The sequence below is a fragment of the Desulfobaccales bacterium genome (assembly GCA_041648175.1).
In the GTDB taxonomy this organism is placed as follows: Bacteria; Desulfobacterota; Desulfobaccia; order Desulfobaccales; family 0-14-0-80-60-11; genus 0-14-0-80-60-11.
Genome location: JBAZPO010000013.1, coordinates 19,896 through 31,610, shown reverse-complemented (window position 1 = coordinate 31,610; position 11,715 = coordinate 19,896). Strand labels below are relative to the sequence as shown.

Below are 11,715 nucleotides of genomic sequence, written 5' to 3'. Positions count from 1 at the left end.
AGTTACTATCTTAGGCTTCTTTGCCTATTGAATAAGGAAAGACTGGCTGGCCTGCTTCGACCATGACTTCGTAACGGCTGTGGGTGTGGATTATATACCAGGGCAGGTTAGGCAATTCTTCCGAGGGCGTTGGTAACATAAGTAAATTGCTCTTTAGTGAACCCACGTAAGCCCTTAGGCTTGATTAATTTTATCAATGAGTTCTCCTCGCTGTCAATATAAATGAAAAACCTGCCTTGTATTAAATTATTATAGGGTGTCACTGCTGTCCAGCACGCTTATTGAATAGTAAAGATTATCAGTCATCTGGATCCCGGAGACCAAGCATCGCTCACCGGTCCAGGCGCTCCAGAAGCATGGTTTGGGCCAGGCGGGTAGTTCCAGGAGCCCCCAGCCCGCTTTGCTCTTGAACCTGAGCCAAACCAGGAGCAGGCAAGCGATCAGAGCGGTCCAGATTTGGATGAGCCCGGCATTCTTGGAGGTGCCGTAAAAGGCCTTGATTTTCAGGTTTGACTTGATCTTGCAAAAAAGTTCATTCTGCAAAAAGATCATTTTAAATGTTTTTCTAAAAATAACCTTATTTGCTCCAAAACATATTCCATTTCTGGCAGGCCTAAATCTTGGTGAACTCCGATGTGTATGCCATTTTTACCCATATATTCGGCGTTTGGAAACTGCCCCAATTGATAGCCCAAATAATTGAATCCCGGACATTGGGTAGGCATCGACGTAAATAACGTTCTCGTTTCGATACCATTTTTTTCGAGGTGCTCAGTTAACTGAGCTCGGGTAAACGGTGCTTCTCTCTGCAAGATTATTGGTATGGCATGGGGTCCTATTTGTTCGTGGGGTTCCTCTTTGATTGTAAAGAGATACGGGCTGAACTGTTCAAATCTATTGAGCACATAGAGCAGGTTCTGCCGGCGCTTCTCCAAGATTTCATAATAAAGGTCAATGTTCCCGATCCCGATGGCCGCTTCAAGCTCATTCATCTTGCAGGAGTAACCGATTCTTTCGAAAATAAAGCGAATATCTTCACCACCATTGCCTTCGAAACGTTTGGAACAGTACTTTGAGGCAAGATTGATCGTACATTGTTTACATTTGCAAGCCCGGCCGTGGGAACGAAGCGAGCGCAGAATTTCGGCAAAGTCTTCACGATGTGTAACGACAATGCCCCCTTCTCCCGTGGTGATAATGTGGGCTATATAAGTACTGAAGGCAGCCATGTCAGACAGCGTGCCCACGGGTTTTCCTTTATATAAAGCCCCGTGCGCTTCTGCTGCATCCTCAACAACAAAAAGCCCATGCTTCTTGGCGATGGCATTGATTTTATCCATATCCGCCGGTTTGCCCATGAGATGCACCGGCATTATCGCCTTGGTCTTGTCAGTAATGGCGGCTTCAATTAAATCTGGGTCAATATTTAAGGTGTCCCGCCGAATATCCACGAACACCGGCTTGAATCTCGCATGCACCACGGCGTTGCCGGTGGCGACAAAGCTGAGTGCCGGGATAATAACTTCGTCATCCCGTTGCGCCCCGAAGTCATGGAGTACAGCCAAAGCCAGGATATCGGCGTCGGTCCCGCTGCTCACGGCCACCGCCTCTTCAACCCCCAGCAGCTTGGCAAACTTCTCCTCAAATTCCCGGACATATTTGCCGCTGGAGATGCGCTTGGCTCCCAAAGTCTGGAGAATCAGCTCCTTGGACTTTTCTGGTATCGAGATGGTGCCGAAAGGAACTTTAATCTTCTTGGCCATGGATAGTATTCCTTACTAGGCGGAACCATGCGGCAATGCAGCCAGGTTCCGGGTTACCTTCCTGGAACGATTATTTACCTTGCAACCCGTGGATGATAATCAACCACAGCGCAGATGGCTTCCTTAATATCTTCCGCGGTGGTATAGAAAGCCTGCTCCAGGGTAAATCCCGCCGGGGTTGGCAAATCAGGGGTCGCAACTCGCTTAAGGGGCGCCTTAAGATATGGGAAAGCTTCTTCAGCAACCATGGCCCCGATCTCGGCACCAACCCCTGCCGTTTTCCAGCCCGTGTCAACTATGACTAAACGCCCAGTTTTGGCCACGGAGTTGAGGATGATATCCTTGTCCAGGGGACGAAGCGTCATAGGGTCGATTATTTCCACCTCGATTCCCTCCTCTGTCAGCTCCTGGGCAATGTTAAAAACTTCCAAAACTTGATGAGAGGTGGCCACCACGGTGACATCCCGGCCATTTCTCCTAACCACTCCTTTACCTATGGGCACCTGGTAAATTTCTGGGGGGACTTTGCCTTTTTGTCTAAAATTCAGCCGGTGCTCCATGATGAGGACCGGATTGGGATCGGCGATGGCCGCCAGGAGCAGGCCCTTGGCGTCATAACAGGTGCTGGGCATAATTAATTTTAGACCCGGAACATGCATGAACAGCCCCTGCAAAGCCTGGGAGTGTTGAGCCGCAGATCCCCATCCCCGACCTATGCAGGTCCAGATCACCAATGGGACATTTACCGCGCCCCCGAACATATAGGACCATTTTGCCGCATGGTTGACCAGTTGATCCATTGCCAGCAACAAAAAATCTGGCCGGTTGTGTAAATAGACCGGCCGCATACCAGCAATCGCCGCACCTACCGCCACCCCTGTTAAGGCATTCTCCGCCAAGGGCGTGTCAAATACCCGCTCCCCGCCAAACTCTGCGTGGAGACCACGAGTAATGCCGAACATGCCGCCGGGAGCGTCTACATCTTGCCCCATAACAAACACGTTAGGGTCAGCGCTTAAGGCCTGAAATAACCCTTCCCGCACGGCTTCCACATAGCTGAGAATCCGATGTTCTTGGCGACACTGACTGAATTGGTCAGGTTCGCCTATGTCATATTTTATCTTGGACCAAGGCACTATTGTTTACTCACAGAAAAGATAATGATGCAGGTCTTCCTTTGGGGGAAGCCGGTCTTTCCTGGCGGCAGAAAAGGCGTCATCCAGTTCATCCTCAATCCTTTTCTTCATCGCGTCAATTTCGGCAGGAGAGATTACTCCGGTATCGAGAAGCTTTTGTTGCATGGACTTGATGGGACAACGGGCTTCCCATTTTTCAACTTCTTCACAAGTCCGATATCCTTGGGCATCTTGGGACGGGACTCCGGCATGACCGCGCAATCGATAAGTTTGATATTCTATGAAGGATGGACCCAGGCCATTCCGGGCGCGCTGCACTGCTTCCCCGGCGGTTCGATAAACCTCCACGACATCGTTACCGTCTACCTTCCCGGTTAGCAGTGATGCCTCCGGCATAGCATGGAAAGGATTGTCACCGGCCTGACGGGATGAAACGTGGGAACAGACAGAATAGTGGTTGTTTTCTAATACAAAAAATACCGGCAGCTTCTTCAGGATGGCAAAATTGACACTCTCATAAAAGACGCCTTCATCTGCCGCCCCGTCACCAAAGAAAATGACACTCACGCTGGTCCGTTTTTTCATCTTAATAGATAGCCCCATCCCTGTGCCGATAGGAATACCGCCGCCGACGATGGAGGAACTCCCATAATGCCCCACGGAGACGTCCACCAGGTGCATGGATCCCCCGCGCCCTTTGGAACAGCCGGTCTCCTTGCAGTAAAGTTCGGCCACCAGGGCCTTAAGGTTTCCACCCTTGGCCAGATAGTGCCCATGGCTGCGATGAGAACTGTTGATATAGTCCTCTCGGCTCAAGTTGGCGCATACTCCCACTGCCACGGCCTCCTGACCAATGTACAGGTGAATGGGGGTTCTCATCTCGTTTTCCAGATAGTGCGATTCTATCCGGAGCTGAAGCAGGCGGATTCGCAACATCTCATAATACAAGCGTCGTAATAATTCGCTATTCAAATCCAAGGAATTTGCCTTTGACTATTGTGGGATGAGTTCCCTGAAAGGAGTAATTGGATTAGTAGCACGGTCTCGATCTAAAGCGGCATAATCCTCTTTGCTTGGTTCGTAGAAGATAACTTGACTGCCTGAGGATTCAAAGGCAAATGGAACATAAATCAATTCCTTCAAGGCCTTCCTTACCCGTGCTTGCGCCGAAAGAGGGACGAAAAGCAGTAAGAATCCACCACCGCCAGCCCCGGTGATCTTGCCCCCAATGGCTCCATCCGACCGAGCCCGCTCATAAAGCTGATCAACATGGCCATTGGAGATTTGAGGGCTCAATTTCTTCTTTAGCATCCACGTCTTATGGAGTAACTCTCCAAAGTTGCAGATACACCGGTTGCCACTTAAAACCGAGAGGGCCTCCTGGACCAACTCATTCATGATACAGAGATTTTCCCCTTTGCTTTCGATATCTGTCACATAAGTCTTGGCGATATCCGAGGCCGTGCGTTTGATGCCGGTATAGAAAAGCATTAAGTGAGAGGAAAGTTCTACCAAGCGCTCTTTGGTAAGGATTATAGGTCTGATGGTAATCTCGCCGGTGGTGTTGAAGATAATATGATTCAGACCGCCGTAAGCGGCCATTACCTGGTCCTGGGAGCCAACTGTTTCTTTAATCAGGTTCTGCTCAATATGGATACTCTCCTTGGCCAACTGATGCTTGCTGACCATAACTCCGCTCAGGGCATAGAGAGCATGCAAAAGGCCCACCGTAAAACATGAGCTTGACCCCATACCGCTCCTGGCGGGCAAGTCTCCATCATGATGGACTTCCAACCCCCGGTCAATTTCCAAAAAGCGCATGGTTTCCCGTACCGCCGGATGCTGGATCTCTTCGAGATTCCCACAATTCTCTATTTTGGAGTAGACTACGCGAGTCCGATGTTCAAAAAAAGGAGGCAGGTAGCGGCAGCTTATGTAACAGTATTTATTGATTGAAGTAGCTAGAACATTTCCACCATTCTTGAGGTACCAGGAAGGGTAATCTGTTCCTCCGCCGAAAAACGAGATTCTAAAGGGTGTCCTAGTGATAATCATTAATTTGCATACCTTTCAGTATAACTGATCTTAAGCATCGTTAGACCTTCTATATTCCCTGTTACGTTTTGTTGGCCCCAAACTTCCCTTTTGTCCAGCCAATTATCTTGCTATTTTAAAAAATTCCTCTGCCGATAAATATGATTCCGGTGTACCTATGTCAATAAAACTGCCCATAGTTAAGTATCCATAAAGGCTTTTCCCCGTCAACTTTGGAAAAAGTTGCCGTTCCAAGGAAAAGCGCCTACCTTCCGGAATGGATAACACCACATCCTTTTTTAGAATATAAACCCCAGCATTGATCAGTCCAGCATCGTGATGTCCCGATTTTTCTTCAAAGCGCATAATCAGGCCATCTTCCCTAACCGTCACTCTCCCAAAGCGACTAGCATCGGGGACCATGGTGAGAAGTATTGCCGTTTCCAAATCGTTTTCATAAAACCATTCACAATAGCCACCTAAATCGGCATTGATAAACGAATCGCCATTCAGAACCAAAATCGAATCAGAAAAACAGTATGGCAATGCCTGCCGTAAAGCACCGCCGGTTCCGAGCGGTTGAATTTCCTCAGAATACTTGAGCGTCAAAGACCTAAATCTATCACCAAAGGCTCTCCAAATGGACTCAGCCATATAACCGGTGCACAGCACCACCTCACGCATTCCGGTTTGGTCCAGTTGATCTAAAATGTAAGCCAGAAAAGGGCGGCCACCCACTTCAGCCAAAACCTTGGGGCGATCCATGACGACCGGGCGGAGACGTGTTCCCAATCCCCCTGCCAGCACTACGGCAGCCATGGATTCCAATCCAGGTAATTTCTCAGACATTGACAAAGCGCTGGGGATTGAGAATCTGAAAACCTTTCAGCAACTCTTTGATACCGTCATCCAAAGTATGAACCGGGAGCCATCCCAGCGCTTCAATTTTATCATTGCTGACGAGGTAATCCCGTTTGTCCGGATCTTCCCCAATGGGAGCGCAGTAAATATAAAATTCGGGTACATGTTCCTTAATTTTCTCACATAATTGTTTTTTGGTGAGGTTAGCGGAACTCAAACCAACGTTAAAAGGTTCACCTTGCATACTCTGGAAGTTGTCAATGGCAAAAATGAAGGCTCTCGCCACGTCGGAAATATGAATAAAGTTACGTCGGAAATTTTCTTCAAAAAGAATAATCGCGCGATCTTTATAAGCTCTATAAGTAAAGTCATTGACCAGCAAATCCATCCGCATACGAGGACTAATGCCAAAGACCGTGGCAAGCCGAAAAGTAACGGCATTCCCCCTGTCCAAAAAAGCCCGCTCTACTTCTACTTTGTCCCTTCCGTATTCAGAAACAGGTCTTAAAGGAGACTCCTCAGTGCAAAAAGCATCCTTCTCGCCTATACCGTAGCCACTGTTGGTTGTGGGAAATACCACCCGCTGGTCTTTGGAAACTTTCTTGACGATATTCATGTTGGCATGATAGTTCACCAAGTTGGAATGGGTGGGGCTTTTCTTGCATGCGGGAGCACCGACAATAGCTGCTAATGGAATAATAATATCCGATCGGGCCATAAGCTTCTCTATTAGGGCTGCCTCACAGATATCTCCCCGGATAAACTCGAATTTTGGGTTGCTGCAGCATTCCAACAGAGGAGTCTGATTAAAAATGAGTGCATCCAGGACCGTTACCGAATGCCCCTGATTCAATAAGGCAGGAACCAGTGTAGAACCAATATACCCTGCGCCGCCTGTGACCAACACCTTATATGCAGCCATGAAATGATTCCTTGAGTTTTAACCCAGATTATGCGGCAACCGCGGCCACCGCAGAATAAAATGGTTCTGGGGACCTCTTTGCCCAGGGGAAAACCCCCAAAAGTTCCTTCTCTTGACGCCAAATCCTCTCGCCGACAGCATAATAACACAAATTGTTAAAAAAGTAATTCTCCCAAAAGCTTGGACATACCACCCACCCTTCAGAACCCAGGTCGCCCGAGACCGTGCGAAGCTGGGCCGCCACGCCGCCCTGGCGTTACCCCCCGAACAGTCGCTAGGGCTTGAAGCCCGCATTTGCAAGGACAGTTAAATGGCCTGAATAATATCAGGTAATAACATGGCGCAAACCAGCCTCTGAGCCAAGGGCCTTCTCGGCGGTCTGGTAGCCGGCCATGATCCCCAGCTGGATGTGAAAAATCCAATTAACCGGAGGGAAGAGGAGGGAGTCGTAGCTCATGGAATGGATGGCTAGGCCGACCAGGACAAGCATCCGGTACCAATCCGTGAAGCTGGTTGCCGGAGTGGACCACAAGGCTCGACCATATCTTACCATGATAACGATGACCAGTCCCAAGTATGCTAAGGTCATCAAGCTGCCCAGTTCTACGATGGCAGTAAGCACCATATTGTCTAAGGTTTGGAGCTTTGCGACACTTTGACTAAAATCTATAAGATTCTTATTATATTGATGGTAATCTTTTAAGTACCTGGCATGAGTTAAAGGGCGTAAGCCGATACCCATAAGCGGGTGGGTTTCCCAAATGTGCAGGGCAAAGTTATAGAGCTCCACGCGTTGCAGGACGCTGGCATAACGATTGACGCTGGGGTCGAGGCGGTCATAAAAACGCTTGGCTTGAACAGATAGGATCAGGGCCGCAACCACCAGTAGGGTTGCCAGAAGGCAGCGGCGGCGGCGAGTCAGGAAAACTATCGCCAGCACTAACATGACGGTCAGTGCAATCCAGGTGCTGCGCTTGTGGGTAACAAAAATCAGCATGAGGCTTGAGGAGACCAATAACAAGCTGAACAGATTCACTTTGAAACTTTTTGATACGAGCAGGTGAATGGGGCCGGGTGACAGCAGGATTATAAGAGTTCCTAAGGGGATCGGATGCAACGTAAAGATCTGAAACGAACTATAATAGTTCCCAATCAACCAGAAGATAATTTCCACCGGCACGATAATGGCCAGGCACCCACAACAGAACCAGTCGAACACTTGGCGCCGGTGGCCGGTGTTTATCAAAAACATTGAAGGCCATAATCCAAAGATACCGGTAACCAAGAAGATTCGCATTTCCGGAATCGACCTAGAGACTTCATCGCTCAACACAACATTAACTATTCCCAAAATAATTATCGAGACCATTAATATTATTACCAAACGATGTTTTCTGCTCGTCACTACTTGCCAGGAGTAAGCCAAAAACACTATAACCAAAGGGAATATGTGGATATAGACCTTTGTCCAGTGACCAAGGTGCTTCCCTAAAATATTTGGAGACCATAAGATGATAGTAAAGGCGCTAGACCCCAACAGAGAATAAAAGGCAAGTCGATTAAGTAAAGATAATTTACCGATATACGAAAAATATTTCATATGAAACAGTACTGTCCGGCTAACTGATTAAGAAAAGTCCATTAGATCCATGGACTTGCTTAAAATGAGTTTGCGTATCAGTTATTAAATAGAAAAGAGAATTCGGACTATGGCCCATTGTCACACAATCTCGCATCAGATGCTTAACCTTATCCCGAGACCACTACTGTCCGGCACGACGGGCGGCATTCTCGTCATGGAATTTGGGGTCTGTAAATGCTTCGCTCAAGATTTTAACCCTTTACATTAAAGTAACTTGCATTATATATCTATCTTGCGCGGGCGAACTTTTTTAATTTAATTATGTAATTTCCTATATATATTCTGGGGAAATGCATTTGTTAAGTATATAATCGCCAAGAATTAATATTACCTGATATTTTTTATTTCTGACAGGAGGAAATTCATGGCTGAAGATATTCTGGAAAAGGGCGCCATTGTGCAGCGCGATAAAGAAACCTATGCTGTTGCGCCTCATATTCCCGGCGGGATTATCACCGATTTTAACCTGTTGCGCCGGTTGGCCGACGTGGCGGATAAATATGGCGTCAAGGTGATCAAACTGACCTCGGCTGAACGGTTCGCCCTGGTGGGGCTCAAGCCCGAAGACCTGGACCAGGTGTGGCAGGAGTTGGGCCTGGTGCCCGGCGCGGCCATCGGACTGTGCGTGCGTTCCATCAAGATCTGTCCTGGCACCACCTTCTGCCGGTTTGGCCAGCAAGACGCGGTGGGGGTGGGGCTGCACCTCGACAAAAAGTATCACGGCATGCCCTTGCCGTATAAGTTCAAGATCGGAGTCTCGGGATGCCCCAACAATTGTTCTGAATCCGTTATCAAGGATTTGGGGCTGGTGGGCGCGCCCAAGGGTTGGCGGATGCTGGCCGGCGGGTTCGCCTCGGGGCTGAAACCCCGCCTGGCGGATGTCATTGCCATAGACCTGACGGATGCGGAGGCGCTCTCCCTGGCTGAGCGGGTGTTGGAGTGGTTCGAAAAAGCCGGCAAGAAAAAGCGCCTGGGCAAGATCATTGATGAAATCGGCCTGGGCACGTTCAAGACGGAAATAGGCCTGCCGGCGGAATGAGCTAAATTTCGATCACCGAAGTGCATCTCATGCCTCGATCCGAAGGCTGTTAAGGACTACTCCAGATTTCTATAAGGACACCGGGCAACAATCCCGGTGTCCTTATTTTGCGCAACTTGGTGGTATGTATTCCCCCTTTTCCCAGCTGTGGTTGGCCAGCTTAGGACCTGCTCCTCCAAAAAGCATCTTGTGAATACGGAGATTCAGGTTTATAATAAAAGATTGAAAAGATTATTGACGGGAATTTGCCGCGGACCACAGCCAGCCCAGAGCCACCGGATGGGGAATAATGTCCGGCCCGGAACGCTGTCATCTCTTGTGAAAAATTCTTGATAATCGGTAGCACAGGCGTCCCGCCGGTGCTTTTCTGTGGTGCGTAGGACGCGTCCTACAAGGCGGCACGGCCCGCTCTATATTTTATGGCACGGTTTGCCGTGCCCTTAGTCTTGGTGGAATTATCGGAGAGTTTATGAGTGTACGGGAAGACTTACGCAACCTGGCCATCATTGCCCACGTGGATCATGGCAAAACCACCCTGGCGGATGCCATGCTCTGGCAGAGCGGCATTTTTAGGGAAAATGAGCAGGTGGTGGAACGGGTCATGGACAGCATGGACCTGGAGCGGGAAAAGGGTATCACCATCATGGCCAAAAACATGGCCATTATCTATAAGGGCGTCAAGATCAACATCGTGGATACGCCGGGGCACGCGGATTTCGGCGGCGAGGTGGAGCGCACCCTGAACATGGTGGACGGCGTCCTGCTCCTGGTGGACGCCACCGAAGGGCCCCTGCCCCAGACCCGGTTCGTCCTGGGCAAGGCCCTGGAGCAGGGGTTGCCTGCCATCGTGGTCATCAATAAAATTGACCGGCCCGACCGCCGCATCCAGGAAGTCCTGAACGAAGTTTATGATCTGTTCATCGATTTGGATGCCACCGAAGAGCAGTTGGAATTCCCCGTGGTCTACACCAACGCCAAGGCCGGGATCGCCCTCACCGAACCCGACGGCCAGGGCCTGGACCTGGTCCCCCTGTTTGAAACGATCCTGAAGGGCATCCCGGCCCCCACCTATGACCCGGAAGCGCCCCTGCAGTTTCTGGTCACCAACCTGGATTACAGCGACTACGTTGGCCTCATCGCGGTGGGGAAAATCGTCAATGGGGCGCTGCGCCATGGCCAGGAAGTGGCGCTGCTCAAACAGGGCCGGATGGTCGGCAAGGCCAATCTCAGCCAGTTGTATAGCTTTGATGGCCTGGAACGCACCTCTCGAGAACTCCTCGAAGCCGGGGATCTCGCCGCATTGGCCGGGGTCCCCGAGGCCTTCATCGGAGATACCCTGGGTGACCCCATTGACCCGCGGGCCCTCCCCGTGATCACCGTGGAAGAGCCCACCATCTCCATGGTTTTCTCGGTGAATACTTCACCCTTGGGCGGCAAAGAAGGCCGCCACTTAACCTCCCGGCACATCAAGGAGCGCCTGGACAAGGAAGTGCTCTATAACGTCAGCATTCGGGTGGAGCCGGCGGCAACCCGGGATGCCTTCAAAGTTAGCGCCCGGGGAGAGCTGCAACTGGCAGTGCTCATCGAAATGATGCGCCGGGAAGGCTTTGAACTGTCGCTGTCCAAGCCCAAGGTCGTCACCCAGGAGATCGACGGCAAAGTTGTGGAGCCCCTGGAATTGGCGGTAGTGGATATTCCCGAGGAGTTCGTGGGGATTGTCACGGAAAAGTTGAGCGCCCGCCGGGGCCGGCTGACCAAGATGGTCAATCATGGCTCCGGCCGGGTCCGCCTGGAATTTGAAATCCCCTCCCGGGGCCTCATTGGCTTTCGCGGGCAGTTCTTAAACGATACTCGGGGGACGGGACTGTTGAACGCTCTTCTCGTGGGTACCACCCCCTATGTGGGAGAAATCGTCGGACGGATCAACGGTGTCCTCGTATCCGATCGGCCGGGTAAGGCCGTGGCCTATGCCATTTTCCACTTGCAGCCCCGGGGCACCATTTTCGTGAAGCCGGGCGACCCGGCGTACCGGGGGTTGATTGTAGGCGAAAATACCAGGCCGGATGACATGGTGGTGAACATCACCAAAGAGAAGAAACAGACCAACATCCGGGCCGCGAACACTGACGAGGCCCTGCGCCTGGTGCCGTCTCGCCAGTTCACCCTGGAGCAGGCCATGGAATTCATCAACGACGATGAGCTGGTGGAGGTTACTCCTAAATCCATACGCCTGCGGAAGCGTCAGCTGGGTTAGTTTGGGTTTTTGGTTTTTGGTCAGGAAAAAGCGGGGAAAAATTATAAAAACCCTTCCAAATTTG

10 protein-coding genes and 1 pseudogene are annotated in these 11,715 nt (G+C 50.3%); 2 read left to right on the top strand and 9 right to left on the bottom strand.

Going from position 1 to position 11,715, the window contains the following annotated elements:
* Positions 1 to 10: 10 nt before the first annotated feature.
* The 9 genes and pseudogenes from WC600_12600 to WC600_12560 all read right to left on the bottom strand — a co-directional run bounded on the left by WC600_12600 (position 11) and on the right by WC600_12560 (position 8,046).
* A complete protein-coding gene (locus WC600_12600; GenBank protein ID MFA4903567.1) occupies positions 11 to 139 on the bottom strand; it encodes a hypothetical protein in 129 nt (42 codons plus the stop codon).
* Positions 140 to 426: 287 nt separating this feature from the next.
* Positions 427 to 540, bottom strand: a pseudogene (locus tag WC600_12595) (IS4 family transposase).
* An 8-nt stretch (positions 541 to 548) separates the two neighbouring features.
* A complete protein-coding gene (locus WC600_12590) occupies positions 549 to 1,763 on the bottom strand; it encodes a DegT/DnrJ/EryC1/StrS family aminotransferase (GenBank protein MFA4903566.1) in 1,215 nt (404 codons plus the stop codon).
* A 74-nt stretch (positions 1,764 to 1,837) separates the two neighbouring features.
* Positions 1,838 to 2,899: an alpha-ketoacid dehydrogenase subunit beta gene (locus tag WC600_12585; protein MFA4903565.1), complete on the bottom strand. Its 1,062-nt coding sequence runs from the start codon at positions 2,897 to 2,899 to the stop codon at positions 1,838 to 1,840.
* A gap of 6 nt (positions 2,900 to 2,905) precedes the next feature.
* Entirely contained in the window at positions 2,906 to 3,835 is a 930-nt protein-coding gene (locus WC600_12580) for a thiamine pyrophosphate-dependent dehydrogenase E1 component subunit alpha (GenBank protein ID MFA4903564.1), read from the bottom strand.
* Positions 3,836 to 3,892: 57 nt separating this feature from the next.
* Positions 3,893 to 4,720, bottom strand: coding sequence for a hypothetical protein (locus WC600_12575; protein MFA4903563.1), 828 nt, complete (start codon positions 4,718 to 4,720; stop codon positions 3,893 to 3,895).
* Positions 4,721 to 5,056: 336 nt separating this feature from the next.
* Positions 5,057 to 5,752, bottom strand: a complete 696-nt coding sequence (locus WC600_12570; GenBank protein ID MFA4903562.1) for a nucleotidyltransferase family protein — start codon at positions 5,750 to 5,752, stop codon at positions 5,057 to 5,059.
* Between the two features lie 22 nt (positions 5,753 to 5,774).
* Positions 5,775 to 6,716, bottom strand: a complete 942-nt coding sequence (locus WC600_12565) for an NAD(P)-dependent oxidoreductase (GenBank protein MFA4903561.1) — start codon at positions 6,714 to 6,716, stop codon at positions 5,775 to 5,777.
* A 325-nt stretch (positions 6,717 to 7,041) separates the two neighbouring features.
* On the bottom strand, positions 7,042 to 8,046 hold the full coding sequence (locus WC600_12560) for an O-antigen ligase family protein (protein ID MFA4903560.1): 1,005 nt from the start codon (positions 8,044 to 8,046) through the stop codon (positions 7,042 to 7,044).
* A 676-nt stretch (positions 8,047 to 8,722) separates the two neighbouring features.
* On the opposite strand from WC600_12560, the gene WC600_12555 reads away from it, so the two are divergent.
* Both WC600_12555 and typA read left to right on the top strand, forming a co-directional pair.
* Positions 8,723 to 9,397, top strand: a complete 675-nt coding sequence (locus WC600_12555) for an NAD(P)/FAD-dependent oxidoreductase (GenBank protein MFA4903559.1) — start codon at positions 8,723 to 8,725, stop codon at positions 9,395 to 9,397.
* Positions 9,398 to 9,866: 469 nt separating this feature from the next.
* A complete protein-coding gene (gene typA, locus WC600_12550; GenBank protein MFA4903558.1) occupies positions 9,867 to 11,651 on the top strand; it encodes a translational GTPase TypA in 1,785 nt (594 codons plus the stop codon).
* Positions 11,652 to 11,715 lie beyond the last annotated feature (64 nt).